The following is a 23291-nucleotide window of genomic DNA, read 5'->3' on the forward strand; positions in this document are numbered from 1 at the left end:
CCGTCAGCAGCTGGGCCGGAGTCAGGGCGATCAGGTGCAGGGCTGAGGCGGCGGTGAGCACCCCGCCGGCCCGCCGACGCCGCGGTGCTGCTGCGCGAGCAGCGGGAGGTCGGCGTGCTCTGCGCTCGGCGGGCCGGCGGGGTGCTCACCGCCGCCTCAGCCCTGCACCTGATCGCCCTGACTCCGGCCCAGCTGCTGACGGTGGTGCCGAGCGCCGCGCTGCTCGTCGTCTCGGCGCTCGTGCAGCTCGCGCCCAGCCGGTCCGTCGCGACGGGGGCGAGGGCGGTCGCCCTCGGGCTCGCGCTGGACGTCGCGGCGCTCGTCGCGTTCCTCTCGCCGGACGTCGACGCCTCCCTCCGAGCCGTCCTGAGCGGGATCACGATGCTCACCTCGATGGCGCTGCCGTGCGCGATGCTCGCCGTCGGCGCCTGGCGGGGCCTGCCCTGGGCCGCGGTCCTGGCGCTGCTCCCGGTCCTGGTCCTCGGGGCGGCGACGACGGGGGCGTCCGGGCGCGCGCCGTTCGTCCTCCTCTCGATCGTCGTCTGCTGGGCCCTGCTGCTGACGGCCGCCCGCTGGCTCGCGGGCAGCGTCGCGCGGGCCCACGTCGGCACGGCCCGTCTCCGGAGGGCCCACGACGCCGAGCGCCGCTCCAGCGAGACCGAGTCGCGGCACCGCGCCGACGCGCGGCTCATGCACGACACCATCCTGGCGACCCTGACGCTCGTGGCCCATCGGGGCGAGGGAGTGCCGGCTCCGGTGCTGCGCGACCGGGCGGCGGCCGACCTCGCGCTCCTGCGCGGTGTGGAGGCGGTGGACGAGCCGGAGCCGGCCTCCGGCGTCCGGCTGCCCGAGCCGCTCGCCGCGCTCGGTCGGCGGTCGGCGGAGGTCGGCGTCGAGGTGCGCTGGCACGGCGGTGCCCAGCCGCGGATCCGTGCGGAGGTGCTCGACGCCCTGGTGCGCGCGACCGGGGAGTGCCTCGAGAACGTGCGCCGTCACTCCGGGGCAGCGCTGGCGCACGTGAGCGTCGCGGAGGAGGCGGGCTCGCTCCGCGTCGTCGTCACGGACGAGGGGCGCGGCTTCGATCCGGCCGCGGTGCCGCCGGGGCGCCTGGGCCTCGCGGAGTCCGTCGTCGGCCGCGTCGAGGCGGTGGGCGGCACGGTCCGGGTCTTCTCGGCGCCGGGATCCGGCGCGACCGTGCTGCTGAGCGTGCCGCTGCTGAGCGTGCCGCTGTGAGCGGGACGCGGCAGGAGGAGGGGCCGGAGGACGGGACGCTCCTCGAGCTGGTCCGCGCGGCGGATCGGAGCCCCGGAGCGCTGTGGAGCATCCGCGAGCGCCTCACCCGGCCGAACCGCCTGAGCGGGAGCTACCTCGGGCTGGGCTTCCTCACCATGGCGGTGATGCTCGACATCCGCGGACTGATCTCGTACCTCTGGTCCCTCGACGCCCGGTCCGCGACCTGGGTGAGCGGTCTCTCCTGGCTGCTCGTGATCGCCGCGAGCGCGGCGGGGGCCGCGATCGCCCTGCGCCGCCACGGCGAGCTGCCGCGCTGGGCCTTCGCGGGCGTCCTCGGCGTCGACGTGATCGCGCTGCTGCTCGAGTTCGCCGACCACGCGCTGCCCACTCCGGCACCGATGTACTACCCGTCGGTCTGCGTGGGAGTGGGCGCGGGCGTGATCGCGCTGATCACCTTCCAGCCGCTCTCGCGCTCGTTCCTCGCCCTCGTGGTCCTGGTCGCGCTCGCGGCGCTCGGACTCGTCGGCCAGGCGCTGCTCGGCGACGGAGGCGCCGCCCTCGCGGTGGGCAACGTCCTCCTCGCCGTCGCGCCCGCGGCCGTGTGCGTCGTCGTGCTCACCTCGCTCGACCAGTACGTGCGGCGCACGCTCGACCGCAGCCTGGCCGACGGCACCGTCCACGCCGCGGACGACGAGTTCTCGCAGGTGGACGCCCGCATCGAGGAGCTCCTCGAGCGGGTCCGGACGCCGGTGCCGCTGGACGAGGAGCTGGGCGAGCGGGCGCGGGTGCTCGGAGACGAGCTCCGCGAGGCGCTCGCCCGCAGCCACGACCGCACCTGGCTGAGGATCGCGGTGGAGGAGTCGGCGCTGCTGTCCTCCGCTGTCGCGATCGACGATCCGAGCGGGGCTGCGGCGCTGCTGGCCCCGCTCGACCGCTCGCGGCTGCTCTCGGTGCTCTGGCTGCTCACCGCCCCCGCGGGGAGGACTCCGCTCGCCGTCCGCCTGGAGCCGGGCCAGAGCGGCGGGGTGGAGCTCGCCCTGGTCGCCGCGGGCATCCGCGCCCGCGACCTCGACCGCTCGGTCTGGGGCATCCTCAGCGAGCTCGGCGAGCACCGCACGACGACCGACCACGGCGCGACGAGGATCCTCGTCGCCCACCGGCCCCGCAGGAGGACGACGACATGAGCGACGAGCCCGCGATCACGCTGGCCATCCTCGACGACCACCCGATCCTGCTGGCGGCGCTGGCGGAGTGGATCCGCCGCTCGGGCACGGACATCCGCGTGGCGGCGACGGCCGGCACCTGGACGGACCTGCTCGCTCACCCGGCCTTCCCGACCGACGTGGTGCTGCTCGACATCGACCTCGGCGACGAGCTCGACCTCGCCATGAAGATCCGGATCATCGCGGCCGCCGGCGCCGCCACGATCATCATCAGCACGCACTCCGAGCCGGGGACGATCAGCCGGGCGCTCGAGGCCGGGGCGCACGGCTACGTGGTCAAGAGCGAGCGGACCGAGACGATCCTCGCGGCGATCCGGACGGCGGCGCGCGACGAGCGCTTCCTGACGGCGCAGACGCGGGAGCTGCTCGGGGCCGACCGCCCGGGCACCCTGACGCACCGCGAGCGGGAGATCGTGCGCCTCTTCGTCGACGGGATGCCGCTGAAGCAGGTCGCGACGCTCCTCGGCATCACCCAGGACGCCGCGCGGAGCTCGCTGCGCAGCGCCCGAGGCAAGTACCGGGCGGAGGGACTGGCCGTCGGCACGAAGATCTCGCTCCGCAGGCAGGCTCTGCGCGACGGGATCGTCGAGCGCTAGGCGCGCGCTCGACGATCCCGGGGGCCTAGACCGTCTCGGCGCGCTTCTGCCGCGCGGGCTCGGCGGGGTCGGAGGGTCCGTTCCAGATCGAGACGATGCCCCAGACGACGGCCGCGATCGGCACGGCCAGCACGGCGCCGACGATGCCGGCGAGGACGGTGCCCACGGTCAGGGCGATCAGGACGATCAGCGGGTGCAGCTTCAGCGAGCGCGCCATCACGACCGGCTGGAGGAAGTTGCCCTCGAGCTGGTTGACCCCGATGACGACCAGGATCACGATCAGCGCGGCGACCGGGCCGTTGGCGACCAGGGCGACGAGAGCGGCGAGGATGCCGGCGGCCGTGGCTCCGACGATCGGGATGAACGCGGTGAGGAAGACGATGACGGCCAGCGGGATCGCCAGCGGCACCTGGATGATCGCCAGCGCGACGCCGATGCCGATCGCGTCGACCGCCGCGACGGTCGCCGTTCCGCGGACGTAGCCGCCCAGCACGTCGACCGTCTTGTGCCCGACGCGCTTGGCGCGCTCGTAGCCCGAGCCGGTGAAGGGGCGCAGGAGGAACTCCCAGATCTTCGGGCCGTCCTTCATGAAGAAGAAGAGCACCACGATCATCAGCACGAGGCCGGTGATGAAGTTCGCCGCTGCGGAGACGCCCGCGAGCGCGCCGTTGCCGAACGAGCTGGAGGTGAGGAAGTCGACGACCGACTGGCGGGCGGACTCGATCTGCTCGTCGGTGATCTGGAACGGCAGGTGCTGCACGTAGTCCTGCAGCGAGGTGATGCCGTCGGAGGCGCTGCTGACCAGCTCGTCCCACTGGTTGCGGACCGCGACCGTGATCAGCCATCCGACCGCGCCGAGGACCGCGAGCAGCCCGATCAGCGCCAGCCAGGTCGCGAGGATCGACGGCACGCCCTTGCGCCGCATCCACGCCAGGACCGGGTGGATCGCCGCGGCGAGGATGAGCGCGATCATCACGGGGATGAGCACCAGCGTGAGCTGCGTCATCGCGAAGACGAGCACCGAGGCCAGCAGGAGGACGATGACCACCTGGAGGCAGCGGGTGGCGAACCGGCCGAGGCCGTCGCTCCAGACCCGCCGCTGCGGATCGGGTGCGCTCGGCTGCGGCGCTGCGGCGCTGGTCGAGGAGTCGTTGCGGTCGAAGAAGCCCATGGAGGGACGGTATCGGCTCGGGCCGACCTGCCGTCCCTCCTTGACACCCCGCCCGCGCCGCGGCGATGCGGGGGTCAGAGACCGGCGGGCTTCTCCGGCGTGCGCAGCCAGGTGTCGAAGAAGTCCGCCAGGTCGGAGCCGGAGACGTTCTCGGCCAGGGCCTGGAAGTCGGCGGTCGTCGCGTTCGAGTAGCGGTTCTCGGAGGCCCAGCGCTTCAGCAGCACGCCGAACGCGTCCGCGCCGATCCGGTCGCGGAGGGCGACGAGGGTCAGGCCGCCGCGGGCGTAGACGGGCGCGTCGAAGAGGCCCGCGGCTCCGGGGTCGGCGACGGCGGTCGACCAGAACGGGTCGTCGGCGGGAGCGGCGGCGACCCGGGCGGCGGACTCGGTGACGCTCGCGCCGCCGGTGTGCTCCTCCCAGAGCCACTCGGCGTAGGTCGCGAAGCCCTCGTTCAGCCAGATGTCGGACCAGGTCTCCGGAGTGACGCTGTCGCCGTACCACTGGTGCGCGGTCTCGTGCGCGACGGTCGACTCGTCCGCGCCGCCGGAGTAGAACGAGCGGCCCTGGGTCTCGAGGGCGTAGCCGATCCGCTCGTCGTCGACCACGGCTCCGGCCGAGCGGAACGGGTACGGGCCGAAGACGGAGGAGAAGTAGTCGATGATCGCGCCCTGCTTCGCGAGCGCCGCCTCGGTGCGGGCGCGGGTGTCGCCGGTGATGTCCCGGTCGATCGCGTCGATGGTCGTCACGCCGCCCTGGGTGGAGCGGACCAGGTCGTAGTCGCCGATGTTCACCATGGCGAGGTAGCTCGCCATCGGGCTGGTCTCGACCCAGCGGGAGGTCGTCCACCCCTTCGACGTGGTGGGGGAGCCGACCGGCAGGCCGTTCGCGACCACCGTCCGGCCCTCCGGGACCGTGATGCTGAAGGTGTAGCGCGCCTTGTCGGCTGGCGAGTCGTTGACGGGGTACCAGGTCGAGGCGCCGTCCGGCTCGCTGGCGACCAGGGCGCCGTCGTCCGTCGACCACCAGCCGAAGGGGGCCCCGGTGCCGTCGACGGGGTTCCCGGTGGTCCCGGCGTAGTCGATGCTCACCAGCGCGGGCAGGCCCTTCCGGAGGGTCCGGGCGGGCGTGACGGTCAGCTCGTCCCCCGACTGCGAGAACCGGGCGACCCCGGCGTTGACGGTGACCTTCGAGACGGTGAGGCCGGTCAGGTCGAAGGAGAGCGAGCGCAGGTCCTTCTGGGGCGCGAAGGTGACCACGGCTCTGCCGCCGAGGGCCCGGGTCGTCGGATCGTACTTCAGGACGAGGCTGTAGGTGAGGGCGTCGAAGCCGCTGCTGCCGAGGCCGGGGAAGTAGGGATCGCCGGCGCTGGTGCCCCCGTCGACGGCGCCCGCGCGGGCGGCGGGGGAGGCGATGGCGGCGGGTGCGAGGAGGAGGGAGGAGGCCACGAGCGCGCTGAGCGCGGCTGACGCACGGAATGTCATGTCCGCACGCTAGCGGGCGGGCGTTTCGTGCGCGTGTCGGCACCGTGCCGAGGAGAAGCCCCGTCGATCGACGGACGGGCGATCACGTTCCTGGCGGGGCGAGTCAGCTGCGGAATCCGTCGCGGTCACGGAGCATCGCACGGTGGAATTACCCATTCGAGCCGCCGGAGCCCCGCGGATCGTTGCGGCGGCGACGGATTCCGCACTACAGTCGCCGTGTTCATGCAGGTGCATGGGGTGCGGTACCCGAAGCCGCACTGCACCGCCCTGCTCGGAGCAGACGCCTCCGCCGGGAGGGATGACGATCCTCTCTCCCGGCGGGAGGCGGACCGGGCGGATCCGCCCGGCCGCCGCCGGCGCTACGCCGGGACGCGCACCGTCAGCCCGCCGGGCTCGATCCAGGTGCGGAACGCCGAGGTCGAGCCGAACGGATCGCCGTCGAGCTCGATCTCCTGCGCGTGCTCGAGGCGGACCGTGAGGTCGCGGCCCTTCACGTACCGCAGGGCCGATACCTCCTTGGTCAGGCCCATCAGCTTCTTGCCGACGACGCCGCTGCGGCGGAGCACGCCGTTCTCCCACACCACCTTGAAGATGATCTGCACCCAGCCGAAGAAGCCCTCGGGGCGCAGCAGGACGATGTCGAACTCGCCGTCGTCGACGGCCGCGTCCGGCAGCAGGAGGATGTTCGCCGGCAGGGCGCCGCAGTTGCCCACGATGATCGTGTGCGCGCGCACCTTGCGGGTCTTCGAGCCGTCGAGGCGGTAGCGGAACTCGAGCTGGTTCTTGTCGAGCAGGGCCTTCCGCAGCGCGTCCACGTAGGCGAGCCAGCCGGCCCGCTTCTTGAGGTCGTCGTCGGTGTTGGCGAGCATCTTCGCGTCGATCCCGAGGCCCGCCATCACGACGTAGGCGTGGCGGTCGCGGCCCGTGGAGGTCTCGATGTCGATCATCCCGACGTCGATCGCCCGGTCCTGTCCGGAGAACGCGACGGTCAGGGAGTTGTCGATGTCGTCGAGCGTGAGGTTCAGATTGCGGGCGAGCAGGTTGCCGGTGCCGGAGGGCAGCAGCGAGAGCGAGGCGTCGGAGCCGCGGAGGGCCTCCGCCACGACGCGGACCGTCCCGTCGCCGCCGGCCGCGATCACGACGTCGGCGCCCGCGGCGAGGGCCTCCTTCGTCTGACCGGCTCCGGGGTCCTCGACGGAGGTCTCGTACCAGAGCGTCTCCTCCCAGCCGGCGGCCTCCTCGGCGCGCTTCACAGCGGCCTTCACGGACTCCAGGTCGACCTTGACGGGGTTGTAGACGAGGGCGGCGCGGCGGCGCTCAGGCATCGTCGCGGCTCTCGTCGAGCTCGTCGCCGTTCTCGTCGACACGGCCCGGACGCACGGCGGCGTCCTCGCGGATGTCGATGCGGGTGTCGCCGGCCTCGGTGGTGGAGACCTCGATGCGCGGGGCCGCGTCGGCCTCCGTCGCCTTCGGGGCGCTGGTCAGCTGGTCGTAGCGGTCGTCCGCGCTCTGGTCGGTCATGCCTGGACGGTAGCAGCGGGCGATCCGCGCCCGCGCGGGCTTGCGTCAGCGGCTGCGTGCCGCCTGAAGACCCCAGAGCACGAGCGGGATCTGGAGCGGGAGGCGCAGCAGCGTGATCACCCGGGTCCGAGGCCGACGGGCGTCCCGCGCCATCTGCACGTTGCCGGGGAGGACGGCGGCCATCAGGGCGGCGGAGGCGAGACCGCCGGCCGCGCGGGTCCGCGGGTGCAGCGTCGCGGCCGCGCAGACCAGCTCCGCCGCTCCCGAGACGAGGACCCATCCGCGCGCCGAGCCGGGCATCCCTCGCGGGACCACCGCGTCGAAGGTCCGCGGGTGCACCAGGTGGACGACTCCCGAGACCGCCATCGCCGACACGAGCACGAGCGGGCCCGCGCCCAGGCCGCTCATCGGCCCTCCGCCCCGCGCTCGAGCGGAGCGACGTGGTCGAGGATCCGGCGCCACTCGCGCACCAGCGCCAGCCGGCCGGCTCCGTCGACCGTCACGGTGCGCGCCCGCGCGAGGCGGCCGCGGTACCAGCGGCCGTCCTCGGCGCTCGCCACCGGGTCCGCGTCGCCGTGGACCAGGAGCGTCTCGGCGGTCACCCGGTCGAGGTCGTCGGCCCAGGAGCCGTCGCGGAGGGCCGCGAGGTCGGTCGCGGCGCCGCTCGGGCCCTGCCGCCAGCCCTCGGCGAGCATCCGCTCCAGCCGGTTGCGCAGTCCGCCGTGGGTAGTGAGCACCGGGTCGTCGGAGTCGATCCCGAGCGCGTCCAGGCCCGGCTGCGTCTGCGGGAGGGCGGCGGCGATCGCGTCGGCGTCCTCCCCGCGGAGGGTCTCGCGCCGCTCCCACGCGCTGGTGGGGTGCACGATCACGCCGGCCTGCGGGGGCGCGGGGGTGCCGACCAGCGCGAGGCGGTCCACGAGGTCGGGGTGCCGGGCCGCGAGCGAGAGCGCGAACGCGCCGCCGGAGCCCCAGCCGACCACGCCGACGCTGCCGAAGCGGGCGCCCTCGACCATGCGGGCGGTGCGCTCGGAGCGGCGCAGGTACTCGGCGAGGTCGTCCGCGCGGTCCTCGACGCGGCCGTGAGCGGCGTCGACCGGGTCCGAGGCGCCGTAGCCGGGGCGGTCGAGGATCAGCAGGTGCAGGCCCCAGGGGCCGGTGACAGTGGGGTCGGGGTCGAAGCCGCCAGCTCCGGGAGTGGGGTGGCAGAACACCACCAGCCGGTCGGCGACGGGATCGCCCGCCGCCGAGACGCCCATCCCGCGGCCGGACCGCAGCTCGAAACGGTGGTTCGCCATGTCGCCTCCCGGGTGCGCCGAGGGTCGGCGCGTCGCCCCCAGTCAAGCGGAGACGGCGGCCCGCGCGCTGGGCCTTGTGCCGGAGCGGGAGCAGTCGGACGCGTCCGGAGCGGGCGTGCTCGCGATCGCCTTCGTCGCCGAGCGCGGCGACCTCCCGCCCCTCGTCGTCGAGTCGATGGACGGGCTCCTCGCGCTCGTCTCGGGACTGCGCCGGTAACCCCTGCCCCCCGCGGAGGTCGACCCCCGTGGCAGGCGGCCGGCGGCCGCCCAGCGTGCTGGGAGCGGGTCGGCACCGGCTCCGTTCCGTGCTGCCGCGGATGATCGAGCAGGGGCGGGGCAGCGTGATCACCACCTCCTCCGTCGCCGGGCTCGACGGCGCCCCGGGCCTCAGCCCCTCCGTCGCCTCGAAGCGCGAGGTCGCCGGGCTCACCAGGAGCGCGGCCCTCGAGCTCGCGGGCACCGGCGTCCGGGTCGACTCGGTCCACCCGTCGCCCGTGAACACGCGGATGATGCGCTCGATCGAGGCGGGAGCCGTCGACGCCGGCGCACCGTCCGTTCACCCGATGTCCACGTGACGCCGCGGAGGAGGGGAGCGAGGATGGGGGCGTGTCCCGTCGCCTCCTCCTCCCCGTCGCCGGCGTCCTCGCCGCGGCCCTCGCCGCCGGCGGGCTGACGCTCCTCGTCTGGACGATCGACGAGACGCCGTTCGCACGGCCCGACGCCGGCTTCGACCGTCTGACGAGCGAGGTCGCCGCGGTGCCCGGAGTCTCCCTCGACGGCGCCGAGCGCTGGGTCGAGGCGCCGGCGTTCGGCCCGCCGACCTCGTGGGTCGGGGTCGCGGTCGAGGAGCCGGCGCTCGCCGACGCCCTCGCGACGGCCTGCGCGACCGAGTACGCGGATCCGGTGCTGTGGTCGTTCCGGGCGACGTCCGCCGGCGGGAACGCCCTCTCCTTCGCGGGCGCGGAGGAGCCGACCGGCGCGTGCCCCGCTCCCGCTGTCGACGCCTCGGCCCTGCTCGAGCGGATCGACGGCCTCGGCCGCGGCCTGGAGCTGCACGCGTCGCTCCGCGAGGGGTCCTTCGCCCTCGACTCCTTCGAGGACGTCTCCGGCGGGCTGCCCGCGCTGCTCCCGATCGTCCGGGCGGCGGAGGACCTGCGGGACGCTGCGGGCGCGGAGCGGGGCGCCCCGGTCGAGATCTCCGGTCCCTGGGCCGCGATCACCGTCGGTCCCGGCGAGCAGGAGCGGATTGCCGCGCTGCTCACGACCCTCGTCGAGGAGCACGGCGTCACCGCCTACTGGGCGACCGAGGACGGCCTGCGGATCGTCGCGCCCGACGGCGGGCACGCCGCGATCGAGGCCGCCGTGCGCGGCTCCGGGCTGCCGGTGGCCGACCGGCCCCTGCGGTTCGAGGCCGACGAGTCCTGACGCCGGGCGGCCGTCACGCGCGCCAGGCCGCCAGCTCCTCCGGAGTCGCCAGGACGCGGTGGGTCGGCGAGAGTTCGTGGACGCTCCCGGCCGAGTAGTCGATCCCGAGCGCGACCGGGTCGTACGGCTCGGAGGGGGCGCGGCGGCGCATCGCGCGCGGGTCCGCCGAGAGCACGGCGCGCAGCAGCGAGCGGGTGTAGGGGTGCACGGGGCCGGAGAAGATCTCGGCGGTCGTGCCCGTCTCGACCAGGTGGCCCTTGTGCATGACGCCGATCCGGTCGGAGATGTACTTCACCATCGCGAGGTCGTGGGCGATGAAGAGGTACGCGGTGCCGAGCTCCTCCTGGAGCGCGCGCATCAGATTCACGACCTGCGCCTGGATCGAGACGTCGAGCGCCGAGACGCACTCGTCCGCGATCACGAGGTCGGGCTGCATCACGAGCGCGCGGGCGATGCCGATGCGCTGCCGCTGGCCGCCCGAGAACTGGTGCGGGTAGCGGTCGGCGTGGGAGCGGTCGAGGCCGACCTTCTCGAGGATCGCGTAGACCTTCTCGTCGCGCTCGGCCGCCGAGGAGTACCGGCGCTGGGTGGTGAGTCCCTGCGCGACGATGTCGAAGACGGTCTTGCGCGGATTGAGGCTCGACATCGGGTTCTGGAAGATCATCTGGATGCTGGATCGCAGGTGGTCGCGCTGGGCGGCGTCGAGCCGGCCGCTGATCGTGCGGCCCGCGAGCACCACCTGGCCGTCGGTCGGGTCGATCAGCCGGATGATCGAGCGGCCGATCGTGGACTTGCCGCTGCCGGACTCGCCGACCAGCCCGAAGGTCTCGCCGCGCCGGATCTCGAAGTCGACGCCGCCGATCGCGGTCACGTGGTGCCGCCGGCCCAGCCGGAACACCTGGGTGAGGCCGCGCACCGAGAGCAGGGCGGGCGCGGAGTCGGGCGTCGGAGCGAGTGCGGTCACGGGGTCGGTCCTTCACTGGGGGCGAGCATGGCGTCGATCTTGGCGCGCAGCGGCGCCGGCATCTCGACCGGGGGAGCGGAGGGGTGGCAGAGCCACGAGGCGACCCGGTGCCCGCCGCCGACGTCGAAGAGGGGCGGCTCCTCGACGAAGTCGATCTCGAGCGCGAACGGGTTCCTCGGAGCGAAGGGGTCTCCCGGCGCGCGGTTCACCAGGCTCGCCGGGCTGCCGGGGATGGCGAACAGCTCGGGGGAGTCGGTGGTCAGGTCCGGCATCGCCGAGAGCAGGCCCCAGGTGTAGGGGTGCCGCGGGTCGTAGAAGACCTGCTCGGCGGTGCCCTGCTCGATGATCCGTCCGGCGTACATCACGCTGACGTGGTCGGCGACGGTCGCGACGACGCCGAGGTCGTGGGTGATGAAGATCACCGAGAGCCCGCGGTCCGCCTGCAGGCGCTTCAGCAGCTCGAGGATCCGCAGCTGGATCGTCACGTCGAGCGCGGTCGTCGGCTCGTCGCAGATCAGCACGTCCGGGTTGCACGACAGCGCGATGGCGATGTTGACCCGCTGGCACATGCCTCCGGAGAGCTGGTGGGGGTACTGCTTGAACCGCCGCTCCGGATCGTCGATGCCGACCTCGCCGAGCAGCTCCACGGCACGGGCGCGCGCCTCGCGACGGCCGAGCCCGAAGTGCTCCTGGATCCCCTCCATCACCTGCTTGCCGACCGACATCGTCGGGTCGAGGCAGGTCAGGGCGTCCTGGAACACCATCGCGATGCGGCGCCCGCAGATCTCGCGACGGATCGCCGACTCGGGCATCGCCGCGATGTCCTTCGCGGTCACCGTGCCGTCGTCGCTCCGGTGCGAGAACTCGATGCTGCCCGCGGTGATCCGCTGGTTGCGGGCCATCAGGCCGAGGATCGCGCGCGCCGTCACCGACTTGCCGCTGCCGGACTCGCCGACGATCGCGACCACCTCGCCCTCGTGCAGGTCGAAGCCCAGTCCGCGGATCGCCTCGACGCTGCCGCCCTCGTTGTCGAACGAGATCGCCAGATCTCGCACCGACAGAAGGACCCTGCCGCGCTCCGGTCCGGCCGTGTCCTGACGGGTCGTGCCCGTGCTGCTCTCGGTCATGTCAGTGGCCTCTCGAGTGGGACAGTCGCGGATCGGTGGCCTCTTTCAACCCGTCGGCGACGAGCGTGAACGCCACCATGAGCAGGCCCAGCACGACCACGGGGACGATCACGAGGAACGGATAGGAGAGGAACGACTTGTAGCCGACGCTGACGAGCGAGCCGAGCGAGGCCATCGGCGCCTGGACGCCCAGGCCCACGAACGACAGGTACGACTCGGTGAAGATCGCCGACGGGATCGAGAACATGCTCATCGTCACGATCGGGCCGATGATGTTCGGGAGGATCTCGACGAACACGATCCGGCTGTCCCGCGCTCCGAGGGTGCGCGAGGCGAGCACGTACTCCTCCGTCTTCTGGCGCAGCGCCTGCGCGCGGCTGACGCGGCTCATCGCGAGCCAGTTGCTCAGCAGGAGGCCGAAGACGATGGCGCCGATGCCCGGCCCGACGGCGACCACGAAGAGCGTCACGATCACCAGCTGCGGGATGCCGGAGAGCACCTCGACCACGCGCTGCATCGCCGAGTCGGTGCGACCGCCGAAGTAGCCCGAGACCAGGCCGTAGGTCATGCCGATGACCACGTCGATCGCGAAGGCGATCACGGCGATCAGGAGCGAGACGCGGGTGCCGCTCCAGACCCGCGACCACACGTCGCGGCCCAGCTCGTCGGTGCCGAAGAGGAAGTAGGTGCCGGGCGGCAGGCCCGCCGCGGCGTACGCGTCCTGGCCGTCGCGGGTGCCGTCGAGGATCCCGAGGCCCTCGAGCAGCGGCACGCGCGGCGGGAGGAAGCGCGAGCCGACGTCCGCTCCTCCTCCGGCCGCGGGGAAGAAGGGGACCACCAGGCTCAGCACGACGATGACCACCAGCAGCACCAGGCCGACCATCGCCGGCCAGTTGCCGCGGAAGCGCCGGGCGATGTCGCGGCCGCCGCCGCGGATGATGCGGGTGGAGGTGGTCGGCGGCCCGGCGGGCCGGTTGCCCGGCGAGACGAGGCGCAGGCCCTCGGGCGGGACGCCGGCGTCGAGGCCGGCCGTGGGGAAGACGCGGTCGCTCATGCTGCCTGTCCTGCCAGTCGGATGCGGGGGTCGATCAGTCCGTAGAGCACGTCGACGAGCAGCATCACGAGGATGTAGATGATGCTGTAGACGAGGCTGATCGCGATGACGATGTTGTAGTCGACGTTCTGGATCGCCGTGAGCAGCAGCTGGCCCAGGCCCGGCGCTCCGAAGATCTGCTCGATGACGACGGAGCCGGTGATCAGGCCGATCAGCAGCGGCGAGAGCACCGTGATGATCGAGACCAGGGTGTTGCGCAGAGCGTGCCGGCCGATCACCTTGGAGGGGCCGATGCCCTTCGCCTTCGCCAGGAGGATGTAGTCGCTCTCGAGGCAGTCGAGCATCTCGGAGCGGGCGTAGCGGGCGGTCACCGCCATCACGTAGGCGGCGAGCGAGATCGTCGGCAGCACGCTCGAGGTGAAGGGGTCCGACTCGGAGTACCGGATCGGCAGCAGCTTCCACTCGAAGCCGACGAAGTAGACCAGCAGCAGCGCGATGACGAACGACGGGACGCTGAAGGCGATCACCGAGACGAACGTCGAGAGGTTGTCGAACCAGCCGCGCGGGCGGATCGCCGAGACGATGCCGATCAGCAGTCCCAGCACCACGCCGAGGACGAGGGCCTGCAGGCCGATGCGGATCGTGACGGGCAGGCGGCTGCCGAGCATCTCCGAGACGGGGAAGTCCGGGATGAGGTTGTACGAGATGCCGAAGTCGCCGCGGGCGAGGTTCACCAGGTAGGTGCCCAGCCGCAGCAGCACCGGCTCGTCGAGCCCGTACTTCTGCGTGAGGAGCGCCTTCTGCACCGCGTCGAGCTTCTCGCTGTTGAAGGGCGAACCCGGGAGCAGCTGCAGCAGCGCGAACATCACGATCGCGATCGCGACGATCGTGAAGACCGAGGTGAGCAGCCGGGTGGCGACGTACTTCGTCACCGGCTCGACCCCTCGGCGAGCACGGCGCGCTCGCCGTCCTCGGGGATGCCGGCCCAGGAGCGGGCGTGGAACTGGGTCAGCCCCACGCGCACCAGGGCGCGGCGGGCGAGGGAGTCGATGATCTCCTCCACCGAGGCGGGCCGCGTGTAGAAGGCGGGGACCGGCGGCGCGATGATGCCGCCCGAGCGGGCCACCGCGTCCATCGCGGCGAGGTGGCCGCGGTGCAGCGGCGACTCCCGCACCATCAGGAGCGTCGGCACGCCCTCCTTGAGGCAGACATCGGCCGCCCGCGTGATCAGGTTGTCGGCGAGGCCGTAGGCGATGCCGCTCAGGGTCTTGATCGTGCAGGGCGCGATCACCATCGCCGTGGCGGGCGTGGACCCCGACGCGATGGAGGCGCCGATGTGCGCGGGCCGGTGGGCCGTGTCGGCGAGCGCCTCCACCTGCTTCTGGGTGAGGCCGCACTCCTGGTCGAGCGTCATCGCGCCCGCCTTCGAGACGATGACGTCGCTGCGCAGCCCCGGATCCATCCGCAGCAGCTCGAGGATGCGGACCCCGATCCCGACTCCGGAGGCGCCGGTGATGGCGACGATCACGCGGCCGGGGGGCTCCTGGCGGGTGCGGTTCATGCGAGGCCTTCCTTGTCGAGGGTGAGCACGGACTGCGCGAGCGCGTGCACGCCCACCGCGATGTCCGTGATCCCGGTGTACTCCTCCGGGCAGTGGCTGCGGCCGTCCTGCGAGGGGATGAAGATCATGCCGATGGGTCCCAGTCTCGCCATCTGCACCCCGTCGTGCCCGGCTCCGCTGTAAAGGCGGGCGGCGGGGTGGCCGAGGCGCTCGATGGAGCGGCCGATGCCGTCCGCGAGGCGGGGGTCGATGGCCGTCGGGCGCTCCCAGGGCAGCCACGTCACCTCGTGGCCGAGGCCGCGCGCCGCCGCCTCGAAGGCCGCGGCCTCCGCGATCTGCTCGCGGGCGAGGGTGAACCAGCCGGGGTCGGGGCTGCGGAACTCCGCGGTGACCAGGGCGCTCTCGGTGACGACGCTGGTCGCCTCCGGGGTGAAGGTGACGGAGCCGACGGTGCCGACCGCCTCCGCGGCCCGGGAGGCGATGCGCTCGACCGCGAGGACCACGCCGGCCGCGGCGCAGCCGGCGTCGTGCCGCAGCGCCATCGGCATGGTGCCCGCGTGGTCGCGGCGGCCCGAGAAGAGGGTGCGGAACCGCGAGATGCCCGCGATCGAGGTGACGACTCCGAGCGGCAGCCCCTCGCGCTCGAGGACCGGGCCCTGCTCGATGTGGAGCTCGAGGAAGCCGAGCACTTCGTCGGGGCTCCAGCGGGTGCCCGAGAGCGGGTCGGACCAGCCGGCGGCCTCGAGGGCGGCGCCGAGGGTGCGCCCGGTGTCGTCGGTCGCCGAGAGGTGCTCGCCCGTGAGGGAGCCGGCCAGCGCGCGGCTGCCCAGGCAGGAGAGCTCGAAGCGGTTGGCCTCCTCGTTGTAGAAGTCGACGACGCGCAGGTCGTGGTGGAGCCGGATCCCCGACTCCTGCAGCAGGCGCGCCACCTCGATCGCGCCCAGCACGCCGACGACGCCGTCGTAGCGCCCGCCGCCGTCCACCGTGTCCGTGTGCGAGCCGATCACGATCGCGCGGCGGGCGGCTCCCGTGCCGGCGAGGGTGCCGATCACGTTGCCGATCCCGTCGATCCGGACCTCCAGGCCCGCGGAGCGCATCCGCTCGGCGACCCAGTGACGGGAGTCGGTGTCGACCTCGGTCATCGCCACGCGGCTCCAGCCGGGGCGAGAGGAGTCGACGAGGCCGGCGATCTCGTCGAGGTCGAGGGCCAGTCGGCCGGCGTCGGGGAAGCGCACGTCGGGGGTCATCGCGGGTCCTCCCCGTCGTCGGCCAGGGAGCCGTGCACGACGACGGCGGGGCGGAGGGCGACTCCGTCGGCGACGAGGGCGTCGCGCACGCGGCGGAGGACGTCCCCGGGCGGGACGGCCAGCTCGGCGCCGAGGGCGCGGTCGCCCATCTTGCGGGTCGCGTCCATCCCGACCTTCGTCACGGTGCCGCCGACCTGCATCGGCACGTTGCGGTCGGTGGCGACCCCGTCGACCAGCATCAGGTCGCGGTCCCACCGCATCCGGCTCGTCCGGGCCCAGTGCACGTGCTCCATGTCCCAGGCGTCCACGTCGGAGTCGACGACGGTGACCTGCTTGACCATGCTGACGGCCGCGAACGCGCCGAACATCACGCGCTTGGCGGTGCCCGGACGGCCGTTCGCGATCGCGACCACCACGTCGACCCGGCCGCCGCCGGAGTGCGTGACCGCCACGTCGACGATGTCGCAGCCGACGTTCCGCAGCGCGTGCCGGATGCCGGCGGCGATGGGCAGCGCCGCGATGTAGCTGTGCTCCGAGGAGAGGCCGGGCAGGATCACCTGGACCTCGGGGGACTCGCGGCGGGTCACGGCGGTGACCTCGAGGGTGATCCCGTCGCCGTAGTCCTCGTACATGCCGTGGTACTCGTTCACGAGGCCCTCGTGCACCGGCCGGTCGGCGTGCAGGATCCCCTCGATCACGATCTCCGCGTCGGCGGGGACGAGCACGTCGCTCGTCGTGGCCCGCGCGACCCGCACCTCCTCGCCGAGCAGGTGGGCGGCGTGCTCCAGCTCGTCGTCGCCCAGGGCGAGGTAGCAGCAGGCGGCGAGCTGCACGGCCGGGTGCGCGCCGAGGACCACGGCGACGGGGAGCCCGCCGACGGCCGCGGCCGAGCGCGAGAGCGCGGTGAGGTGGTGGTTCGGCGCGATCCCGACGAAGCCGGTGGTCGCGTCGAGCGGCTTGATCCGCGCGTAGGAGGCGTTGCGGTGCCCGGTAACCGGGTCGAACGCCACGATGAGCCCGGCGGTGAGGTAGCCGCCGGAGTCCTTCTCGAACCAGACCGGAGCGATGACCTCCTCCCACACGGACGCGGCGGGCAGGCGCACGGCCTGCACCGGAGCGTCCTCGACCACGCGCACCGGGGTGCGGTCGGCGACCGCGGCGGTGAGCCGGTCGAGCAGCTCGTCGACCCGGCAGCCGACGGCGCGGGCGATCCGCTCGCGGCTGGAGAGCACGTTGCCGACGACCGGGTGGGCCGAGCCGGCGACCGAGGTCAGGCGCACGGCCGGGCCGCGGTCCAGCAACGCGAGCACGCTCGCCAGCTCGAAGCGGGCGTCGACGGTGCGCTCGACGGTGACGAGCTCGTCGGCGGGCAGCGCGTCGACGAAGGCGCGGAGGGACTGCTCTCCCATCAGGCGGCCCTCGCGACGAAGCGTCCGTCGCCCGGCTCCGCGAGCAGGCCCTCGGCCCGGCTGAAGACGGGGGTGCCGCGGACGACGGTGGTCTCGAGGCGGCCGGGGAAGGACATCCCGGCGTAGGGGCTCCAGGTGGCGGTCGAGAGCATCGGGGTGTCGTCGATCACGGTCGTGCCGGACGGGTCGACGACGGCGAAGTCCGCGTCCAGGCCCGCCTCGATCGCGCCCTTGCGGTGCCCGAGGCCGAATGCGCGGGCGGGGTTCGTCGCGAGGACCTCGGCGGCGCGCAGCAGCGAGAGGCGGCCGCCGAGGTAGCCGGCGCCGATCACGATCGGCAGCAGGGTCTGCACGCCGGGCGCTCCGGAGGCGTTGTCGAAGATCACGTCGGCGCTCTTCTTCGCCAGCGGCCACGGCGCGTGGTCGGAGGTCACCAGGCCGATCCGGCCGTCGGCGAGCGCCTCCCACATCCCGCGGGCGTGCTCGGCGGTGCGCAGCGGCGGGTTGATCTTGCCGAGGGCGCCGAGCCGCTCCATGTCGTCCTCGGTGAGGACGAGGTAGTGCGGGCAGGTCTCCAGCGTCGCGTCGAGCCCGCGGGCGGCGCTCGCCGTCACGAGCTCGACGGTGCCGGGGAGGCTCGCGTGGAAGATGTGGAAGGGCACACCGGCCGCCGAGGCGAGCTCGAGCCCGAGCGCCACCGAGGAGGTCTCGGACACGGGCGGGCGGCTGCGGACGTGGTCGAGGGGGGCGGTGCGGCCCGCGGCTTTCGCCGCCGCGACGAGCGCGCCGATGATCTCGCCGTCCTCCGCGTGCACGCCGACGCGGACGCCGCGCTCGGCCATGATCGCGAAGGCCTCGAGCAGCTGGTCGGAGGGGATGCGGGGGAAGCGGATCGGGTCGGTCTCGAACAGCGAGACCTTGAATCCGCAGACGCCCTCGTCGATCATCCCGGCCACGTCCCGCGCGCCGTCCCCGGGGCGGACCGTGCCGTGCAGGGCGACGTCGACGACGGCCTCGCGCTCGAGGCGCTCGCGCTTGGCGACGACGGCGGCGGCCGTGTTCACCGTGCTGCCCGCGTCGTAGGGCATGTCGAGGATCGTGGTCACCCCGCCCGCGGCGGCGGCCGAGGTCGCGCCGGTGAACGTCTCGGCCGGCTCCGAGAAGGCGTGGACGTGCGCGTCGACCGCGCCGGGCAGGACGAGCATCCCCGCGCCGCCGATCACGACCGAGGCCTCCGTGAGGGCGCGCGCCGCTTCGCGTCCGCCGAGCACGGCGGCGATGCGGCCGTCCTCGACGACCACCGCCCCGTCCTCGATCACGGCGCCCGGCGTGACGACGCGGCCGTGGACGACCGTCCCGCCCGCGGTCACCGCACGGCTCCGATGCGCGCCTCGACGGCGGTGAGGACGGTGCCGAGCACGACCATCGCCTGCGCGTTGATCATCTGCTCCGACTGGTAGATGTCCTCGCGGGTCATCGGCACGATCGAGCGGACCGCCTCGTAGGCGGCCGTGCTGCCCTCGCCGAGCGCCCGGTCCTCCAGGTGCGGCGACGCGAGGTCGATGCCCTGGGTGGCGAGGATGAACTCGACTCCGAGGATCACCTGCGTGTTGTGGATGATGCTGCGCGCCTTCCGCGAGGAGAAGGTGCACATCGAGACGTGGTCCTCCTGGTTCGCCTTCGTCGGGATCGAGTCGACGACGGAGGGGAAGCACAGCACCTTGTTCTCGGAGGCGATGGCGGCCGCCGCGCAGTGCACGATCGAGAAGCCCGTGTTGAGGCCGAGCTGGCCGCCGACGAGGTTGAGCGGCAGGCCGTAGCTGAGGTTGGGGTCGGTGAGGCGGAACGAGCGGCGCTCCGAGATGGCGCCGATCTCGGCGACCGCGATCGCGATGAGGTCGGCCGCGACGCCGATCGGCTCGCCGTGGAAGTTGCCGCCGGAGAGGACGTCGTAGCCGCCCTCGCCGTCCGGGAGCACCAGCGGGTTGTCGGTCGCGGCGTTGGCCTCGCGCACCAGCAGCGTCTGCGCGAACAGGAGCGACTCGCGGGTCGTGCCGTGCACCTGCGGCGCGCAGCGCAGCGAGTAGGCGTCCTGCACGCGCGGCTTGTAGACGCCGCCGACGCGCTGCTCGTCCGGGAGGCGGAGGCGGCGCGCCTCCTCGACGGTGCGCTCGCTGCCCGCGGTGAGGGCGCGGACGTTCGCGGCCACGTCGACCTGGCCGGGGGCGTTGCGGGCGAGGTGGATGCGCTCGTCGAACGCGTCGAGCTCGCCGCGGATCGCCTCGAGCGAGAGCGAGAGGGCCACGTCCGCCTGGCGGGTGAGGCTCCACGCGTCGTGCAGGGCGAGGCAGGCGGTGGCGAGCGAGATGGTGGAGCCGTTGATCAGGGCGAGGACGTCCTTGGGCTTGAGCTCGAACTCGGTGGCGAGTCCGGCCGCAGTGAGGGCCTCGACGGCGGGCATCCGCACGCCGCGGTGGTAGGCCTCGGCCTTCTCGTGGCCGACCATCACGCTGACCATGTGCGCGAGGGGGGCGAGGTCGCCCGAGGCGCCGACCGAGCCCTGGCCCGGGATGACCGGGAGGACGTCGGCGTTGAGCATCGCGATCAGGCGGTCGATGCACTCGATCCGCACGCCCGACATGCCCTTGGCGATCGCGTTGGTGCGCAGCAGCAGCAGCGCGCGGGTCTCGTCGAGGGGGAGCGGCTCGCCGACTCCGGCGGAGTGGGAGTTGATGACCAGGCGCTGGAAGCGGGCCTGGTCCTCGGCGGGGACGCGGACGTCCATCAGCCGGCCGAGCCCGGTGTTGATGCCGTAGATGGCGGGGGCGTCGGGGGCGAGGAAGTGCTCGTCGACGTAGGCGCGGGCCTCGTTCGTGACCCGGCGGGCCTCGTCGCTGAGGACGACCTCGGGGAACGTGCCGTCCGAGAGCCCGCGGGCGACGAGCGCGATGTCCTCGATCGTGAGCGTGAAGCCGTCGATCTCGACGAAGTCGGGCTGAGAGGAGCCGATCGTAGCGGTTCCGCTCGTCTGTGCCAGTTCAGTCATGGGAGTGAGTCTCTTTCGTTGATCCGGCTTCGGAGCCTCGGTCGTTCGGTGGTAGTGGCTCAAGTCTGCATAGAACGCGATTGAGTGGCAAGTCAGCCGAACAGAAGCGCCGATGCGACGCTGCTGCCGAAGCGGATTCGGCTGCGTGCGGCAGTGAGGGCTCTCGGCCGAACGATGTTCGGCGCCGCGCCCCTCGCGCCCCGCGCACGACGAAGGGCCGCCCGCCGCGCTCGAGGCGCGGGCGGACGGCCCTGCAGAGGTGCGGTCGCGCTCAGCCGGCCGGGGCCGCGTGCACGGTCCGAGGGTCGTTGAACGACTGGACTCGGCCCGAGAACTCCGACTCGAGGTCGAGCAGCTCCTGCGCGGCGAAGAACGCCATGCCGCTGTGGCCCGGGTACTCCTCCGGCATCAGCTCGTTCGAGTAGGTGTTGCCCATCTCGGCGAGGTTCGCCCGGCCGGCCTCGATCATCCCGGCCATGGACGCCTTCATCGTGAAGTGCATCGTGACCAGCTGGAAGCCCAGCTCCGCCAGCTGCGCGAACGACATCTGCTCGAGGCCGCGCTTGGCGTTGATGTCGGCGAACATCTTCAGCCCCGGCACCCGGCGGGCCACCTCGGCGGCGTCCGCGAGGGTCGTGACGTTGACCACGACCGTCGCGTGCGCTCCGAGGGCGACGCAGTCGATCATCCGCTGGATGCCCTCCTCCAGATTCGCGCTGCCGTAGTTGCTGCGCGCGATCACCATGCAGTCGGTGCCCTCGACGGCGCGGACGGCGGCCCGCACCTTCGCGTAGTACTCCTCGCGGGGGATCATGTTGTCGGCCGAGACGTCCCGGGCGTAGCCGGGCTCGAACTCGTCCTCCATCAGCACCGCCATCGCGCCGGCCTTGGCCACCCGCCTGCAGGTCTCGTAGACCTGCAGGGGACTGGCGCCGAAGCCGTCCTCGATGTCGACCGCGAGCGGCAGCGGCGACATGTCGACGATCCGCTCCACCGCCCAGAGGAGCTCCTCCAGCGAGAGCAGTCCGAGGTCGGGGATGCCCTTCATCGACATCGACACCTCCGATCCGCTCAGCAGCATCGCCTCGAAGCCGGCCAGCTCGACCGCTCGGGCGGAGGAGCAGTCGAAGACGCAGGGGGCCAGGACGCTCCCGGACTCCATCAGCTCGCGCAGGGTCCTCGTCGCGGTCATCGTGCCGTCTCCTCTCGGGGGGTGGTGCGCATCAGTCGTCCTTCGTGACGAGGCGGTAGTTCCAGGTCAGGCTCACGTTGCGGACCTCCATGCCCTGCACGGCGGGGTTGATCAGCATCGCGATGCCGTTCTGCACGGTCGGGATCACCGCCACGTCGCCCATCAGGATGTCCTCCGCGTCGTGCAGGCTCTGCCAGCGCGCCTCCGGCTGGGAGAGCATGTCGGCGGTGCGGGCCGCGGCGATGATCGAGTCGTACTCCGGGTTCGCATAGCCGCCGAAGTCGCGGGCGGAGGTGGAGGACAGCAGCTCCAGGAACGCCATCGGATCCTTGTAGTCGGGGCCCCAGCGGAAGAGGTAGAGGTCGAAGTCGCCGGCCGTGGCCTGCTCGTTCGCCGTCGCCTTGGGCTGGCTGGTGAGCTCGATGCTCAGACCTGGCAGGTTCGCCTCCCACTGCGAGGCGACGTACTCGGCCTGCGCGATCGAGGCCTCGTCGTCCCAGTACGAGAGCTTGAGGCTCACCGAGTCGGTGCCCAGGGCGGCGAGGCCCTTCGTCCAGGCGGCCTGCGCCGCGTCGAGGTCGTAGGCGAGGTAGCTGCCGCCCGTGTCGCGGAACTGCTTCCCGTCGGGTCCGACCGCCAGGTTCTGCCCGACGAAGTAGTCGGCGGGCTGGGCGCCGTTCTTCAGCACCTCGTCGGCGAGCGCCTCCTTGTCGAAGGAGGTGGCCAGCGCGGTGCGGATGTCCTCGTTCGCGAGCGCCGGGTTCTGGAGGTTGGGGTAGAAGTACCACATGTGCACCTCGAGCGCCGTGGTCAGCTCGGGGGAGTCGGTGTAGCGGTCGATCAGGCTTCCGGAGATCTCGGTGAAGTCGAGGTCGCCGCTCTCCTGGAGGAGCGCCGCGGTCTGCGAGTCCTTCACCACCTGCCACTTGATCGCATCCAGGTCGATGCCGGAGGCGTTCCAGTAGTCGGCGTTCCTGGCGACCGAGAAGTTGTTCGCGAAGTCCCAGGAGTCCCAGACGAAGGGCCCGTTGTAGATCGTCGTCTCGGGGGTCTGGCCGTAGGTGTCGCCCACGCTCTCCAGGTAGGCCTGGTTCACCGGGAGGAACGCCGGCCGCACCAGCAGCGCCTGGAAGTAGGGCACGTCCGCGGCGAGCTGCACCTGCAGGGTCTTGTCGTCGAGCGCCGTGACGCCGAGCTGGGTGTAGTCCATCCCCTCGTTGACGATCTCGTTCGCGTTCCTGATGCCGGCGGCGACCGCCTCGTTGCTGTTCGGGGCCGCGGTGGCCGGGTTCACCAGGCGCTTCCACGAGTACTCGAAGTCCTGCGCGGTGACCGGCGTCCCGTTGCTCCACGACGCGTCGCGGATCGTGAAGGTGTAGGTCAGGCCGTCGTCGGACTTCTCGACGCTCTCGGCCATCAGCGGGTCGATCTGGCCGTCGGCGTCGAGCGTGTAGAGGCCGTCGAAGACGGCGGTGAGCACCTCGTTCGACATGCCGTCGTTCACCTTGTGCGGATCGACGGCCTGCAGGGGGAGCAGCTTGCCGACGGTGAGGACGTGGGAGGACGTGCCGGCCTGACTCGACGACGTCGAGTCGGTGCCGCAGGCGGACAGCAGGCCGACGGCCGCGGTCATCGCGACCGCCGCCATCAGGAGCTTCGGGAGCCGTTTCATGGGAGGAGGTACCCCTTCGTGTGTGGTGCATCGGGAGACTCGGGGGAGTCGGGAGGGTGCGGCGTCATCGAGGG

General features: G+C 72.6%; 23 protein-coding genes. 6 read left to right on the top strand and 17 right to left on the bottom strand.

The genetic code is table 11. The features are described 5' to 3' along the window. The first annotated feature begins 84 nt into the window (after nucleotides 1-84). From C5C82_RS11150 to C5C82_RS11160, 3 genes are read left to right on the top strand one after another with little or no spacing between them, the layout of a single operon-like run. The gene (locus C5C82_RS11150) at nucleotides 85-1233 is read left to right on the top strand and encodes a sensor histidine kinase (RefSeq protein WP_104355091.1); all 1149 of its coding nucleotides are present in this window, start codon (nucleotides 85-87) and stop codon (nucleotides 1231-1233) included. Continuing rightward, the gene (locus C5C82_RS11155; protein ID WP_104295227.1) at nucleotides 1230-2417 is read left to right on the top strand and encodes a hypothetical protein; all 1188 of its coding nucleotides are present in this window, start codon (nucleotides 1230-1232) and stop codon (nucleotides 2415-2417) included. The genes C5C82_RS11150 and C5C82_RS11155 overlap by 4 nt, the downstream gene beginning before the upstream one ends. Continuing rightward, entirely contained in the window at nucleotides 2414-3052 is a 639-nt protein-coding gene (locus C5C82_RS11160; RefSeq protein ID WP_104295228.1) for a response regulator transcription factor, read from the top strand. Before C5C82_RS11155 ends, C5C82_RS11160 begins: the two co-directional genes overlap by 4 nt. Before the next feature lie 25 nt (nucleotides 3053-3077). Here C5C82_RS11160 and C5C82_RS11165 read toward each other — a convergent pair whose 3' ends face one another. From C5C82_RS11165 to C5C82_RS11190, 6 genes are all read right to left on the bottom strand, one after another. Then, nucleotides 3078-4223 (bottom strand): AI-2E family transporter, encoded by a 1146-nt coding sequence (locus C5C82_RS11165; protein WP_104233055.1) that lies wholly within the window; start codon nucleotides 4221-4223, stop codon nucleotides 3078-3080. Between the two features lie 74 nt (nucleotides 4224-4297). Then, entirely contained in the window at nucleotides 4298-5704 is a 1407-nt protein-coding gene (locus tag C5C82_RS11170; protein ID WP_104295229.1) for a M1 family metallopeptidase, read from the bottom strand. Between the two features lie 359 nt (nucleotides 5705-6063). Beyond that, on the bottom strand, nucleotides 6064-7029 hold the full coding sequence (locus tag C5C82_RS11175; RefSeq protein ID WP_104295230.1) for a diacylglycerol kinase family protein: 966 nt from the start codon (nucleotides 7027-7029) through the stop codon (nucleotides 6064-6066). After that, nucleotides 7022-7225 carry a multidrug transporter gene (locus C5C82_RS11180; RefSeq protein ID WP_104292681.1) on the bottom strand — a complete coding sequence of 68 codons (204 nt, stop codon included), beginning with the start codon at nucleotides 7223-7225 and terminating at the stop codon, nucleotides 7022-7024. Before C5C82_RS11180 ends, C5C82_RS11175 begins: the two co-directional genes overlap by 8 nt. Before the next feature lie 45 nt (nucleotides 7226-7270). After that, the gene (locus C5C82_RS11185) at nucleotides 7271-7633 is read right to left on the bottom strand and encodes a hypothetical protein (RefSeq protein WP_181068405.1); all 363 of its coding nucleotides are present in this window, start codon (nucleotides 7631-7633) and stop codon (nucleotides 7271-7273) included. Further along, a complete protein-coding gene (locus C5C82_RS11190; RefSeq protein ID WP_104295231.1) occupies nucleotides 7630-8520 on the bottom strand; it encodes an alpha/beta fold hydrolase in 891 nt (296 codons plus the stop codon). The genes C5C82_RS11185 and C5C82_RS11190 overlap by 4 nt, the downstream gene beginning before the upstream one ends. Here C5C82_RS11190 and C5C82_RS17305 point away from each other — a divergent pair. The 3 genes from C5C82_RS17305 to C5C82_RS11200 all read left to right on the top strand — a co-directional run bounded on the left by C5C82_RS17305 (nucleotide 8519) and on the right by C5C82_RS11200 (nucleotide 9945). Next, the gene (locus C5C82_RS17305) at nucleotides 8519-8737 is read left to right on the top strand and encodes a hypothetical protein (RefSeq protein WP_146083688.1); all 219 of its coding nucleotides are present in this window, start codon (nucleotides 8519-8521) and stop codon (nucleotides 8735-8737) included. The genes C5C82_RS11190 and C5C82_RS17305 overlap by 2 nt on opposite strands. A gap of 88 nt (nucleotides 8738-8825) precedes the next feature. Further along, on the top strand, nucleotides 8826-9095 hold the full coding sequence (locus C5C82_RS11195) for an SDR family oxidoreductase (RefSeq protein WP_258062866.1): 270 nt from the start codon (nucleotides 8826-8828) through the stop codon (nucleotides 9093-9095). A gap of 31 nt (nucleotides 9096-9126) precedes the next feature. Then, on the top strand, nucleotides 9127-9945 hold the full coding sequence (locus C5C82_RS11200; protein WP_104295233.1) for a hypothetical protein: 819 nt from the start codon (nucleotides 9127-9129) through the stop codon (nucleotides 9943-9945). 13 nt (nucleotides 9946-9958) lie between these two features. Here C5C82_RS11200 and C5C82_RS11205 read toward each other — a convergent pair whose 3' ends face one another. The 11 genes from C5C82_RS11205 to C5C82_RS11255 all read right to left on the bottom strand — a co-directional run bounded on the left by C5C82_RS11205 (nucleotide 9959) and on the right by C5C82_RS11255 (nucleotide 23217). Next, nucleotides 9959-10909, bottom strand: coding sequence for an ABC transporter ATP-binding protein (locus tag C5C82_RS11205; protein WP_104249941.1), 951 nt, complete (start codon nucleotides 10907-10909; stop codon nucleotides 9959-9961). Beyond that, the gene (locus tag C5C82_RS11210) at nucleotides 10906-12036 is read right to left on the bottom strand and encodes an ABC transporter ATP-binding protein (protein WP_104249940.1); all 1131 of its coding nucleotides are present in this window, start codon (nucleotides 12034-12036) and stop codon (nucleotides 10906-10908) included. The genes C5C82_RS11205 and C5C82_RS11210 overlap by 4 nt, the downstream gene beginning before the upstream one ends. 1 nt (nucleotide 12037) lies before the next feature. After that, entirely contained in the window at nucleotides 12038-13090 is a 1053-nt protein-coding gene (locus C5C82_RS11215) for an ABC transporter permease (RefSeq protein WP_104355092.1), read from the bottom strand. Then, complete coding sequence (locus C5C82_RS11220; RefSeq protein WP_104238808.1) at nucleotides 13087-14022, bottom strand: ABC transporter permease; 936 nt, start codon at nucleotides 14020-14022, stop codon at nucleotides 13087-13089. The genes C5C82_RS11215 and C5C82_RS11220 overlap by 4 nt, the downstream gene beginning before the upstream one ends. Further along, nucleotides 14019-14651 carry a UbiX family flavin prenyltransferase gene (locus C5C82_RS11225; protein ID WP_104238809.1) on the bottom strand — a complete coding sequence of 211 codons (633 nt, stop codon included), beginning with the start codon at nucleotides 14649-14651 and terminating at the stop codon, nucleotides 14019-14021. The genes C5C82_RS11220 and C5C82_RS11225 overlap by 4 nt, the downstream gene beginning before the upstream one ends. Continuing rightward, nucleotides 14648-15898, bottom strand: a complete 1251-nt coding sequence (locus C5C82_RS11230) for a M20 family metallo-hydrolase (RefSeq protein ID WP_104355093.1) — start codon at nucleotides 15896-15898, stop codon at nucleotides 14648-14650. The genes C5C82_RS11225 and C5C82_RS11230 overlap by 4 nt, the downstream gene beginning before the upstream one ends. Continuing rightward, a complete protein-coding gene (locus C5C82_RS11235; protein WP_104295235.1) occupies nucleotides 15895-17307 on the bottom strand; it encodes a UbiD family decarboxylase in 1413 nt (470 codons plus the stop codon). The genes C5C82_RS11230 and C5C82_RS11235 overlap by 4 nt, the downstream gene beginning before the upstream one ends. Continuing rightward, nucleotides 17307-18677, bottom strand: a complete 1371-nt coding sequence (locus C5C82_RS11240; RefSeq protein WP_104355094.1) for a dihydroorotase family protein — start codon at nucleotides 18675-18677, stop codon at nucleotides 17307-17309. The genes C5C82_RS11235 and C5C82_RS11240 overlap by 1 nt, the downstream gene beginning before the upstream one ends. After that, a complete protein-coding gene (gene hutH, locus C5C82_RS11245) occupies nucleotides 18674-20353 on the bottom strand; it encodes a histidine ammonia-lyase (RefSeq protein WP_104238813.1) in 1680 nt (559 codons plus the stop codon). Before hutH ends, C5C82_RS11240 begins: the two co-directional genes overlap by 4 nt. Nucleotides 20354-20624: 271 nt before the next feature. Then, nucleotides 20625-21545 carry an oxaloacetate decarboxylase gene (locus tag C5C82_RS11250; protein ID WP_104284021.1) on the bottom strand — a complete coding sequence of 307 codons (921 nt, stop codon included), beginning with the start codon at nucleotides 21543-21545 and terminating at the stop codon, nucleotides 20625-20627. Nucleotides 21546-21576: 31 nt separating this feature from the next. Further along, nucleotides 21577-23217 carry a peptide ABC transporter substrate-binding protein gene (locus tag C5C82_RS11255; protein ID WP_104295237.1) on the bottom strand — a complete coding sequence of 547 codons (1641 nt, stop codon included), beginning with the start codon at nucleotides 23215-23217 and terminating at the stop codon, nucleotides 21577-21579. Between the last annotated feature and the right edge of the window lie 74 nt (nucleotides 23218-23291).

It is taken from the genome of Rathayibacter sp. AY1D5 (assembly GCF_002932515.1).
GTDB lineage: Bacteria > Actinomycetota > Actinomycetes > Actinomycetales > Microbacteriaceae > Rathayibacter.

Coding starts and splice junctions, on each gene's coding strand:
- C5C82_RS11160 (WP_104295228.1), top strand. CDS start 2,414: ATGAGCGACGAGCCCGCGATCACGCTGGCCATCCTCGACGACCACCCG.
- C5C82_RS11165 (WP_104233055.1), bottom strand. CDS start 4,223: ATGGGCTTCTTCGACCGCAACGACTCCTCGACCAGCGCCGCAGCGCCG.
- C5C82_RS11170 (WP_104295229.1), bottom strand. CDS start 5,704: ATGACATTCCGTGCGTCAGCCGCGCTCAGCGCGCTCGTGGCCTCCTCC.
- C5C82_RS11175 (WP_104295230.1), bottom strand. CDS start 7,029: ATGCCTGAGCGCCGCCGCGCCGCCCTCGTCTACAACCCCGTCAAGGTC.
- C5C82_RS11180 (WP_104292681.1), bottom strand. CDS start 7,225: ATGACCGACCAGAGCGCGGACGACCGCTACGACCAGCTGACCAGCGCC.
- C5C82_RS11185 (WP_181068405.1), bottom strand. CDS start 7,633: ATGAGCGGCCTGGGCGCGGGCCCGCTCGTGCTCGTGTCGGCGATGGCG.
- C5C82_RS17305 (WP_146083688.1), top strand. CDS start 8,519: ATGTCGCCTCCCGGGTGCGCCGAGGGTCGGCGCGTCGCCCCCAGTCAA.
- C5C82_RS11190 (WP_104295231.1), bottom strand. CDS start 8,520: ATGGCGAACCACCGTTTCGAGCTGCGGTCCGGCCGCGGGATGGGCGTC.
- C5C82_RS11210 (WP_104249940.1), bottom strand. CDS start 12,036: ATGACCGAGAGCAGCACGGGCACGACCCGTCAGGACACGGCCGGACCG.
- C5C82_RS11215 (WP_104355092.1), bottom strand. CDS start 13,090: ATGAGCGACCGCGTCTTCCCCACGGCCGGCCTCGACGCCGGCGTCCCG.
- C5C82_RS11225 (WP_104238809.1), bottom strand. CDS start 14,651: ATGAACCGCACCCGCCAGGAGCCCCCCGGCCGCGTGATCGTCGCCATC.
- C5C82_RS11230 (WP_104355093.1), bottom strand. CDS start 15,898: ATGACCCCCGACGTGCGCTTCCCCGACGCCGGCCGACTGGCCCTCGAC.
- C5C82_RS11235 (WP_104295235.1), bottom strand. CDS start 17,307: ATGGGAGAGCAGTCCCTCCGCGCCTTCGTCGACGCGCTGCCCGCCGAC.
- hutH (WP_104238813.1), bottom strand. CDS start 20,353: ATGACTGAACTGGCACAGACGAGCGGAACCGCTACGATCGGCTCCTCT.
- C5C82_RS11250 (WP_104284021.1), bottom strand. CDS start 21,545: ATGACCGCGACGAGGACCCTGCGCGAGCTGATGGAGTCCGGGAGCGTC.
- C5C82_RS11255 (WP_104295237.1), bottom strand. CDS start 23,217: ATGAAACGGCTCCCGAAGCTCCTGATGGCGGCGGTCGCGATGACCGCG.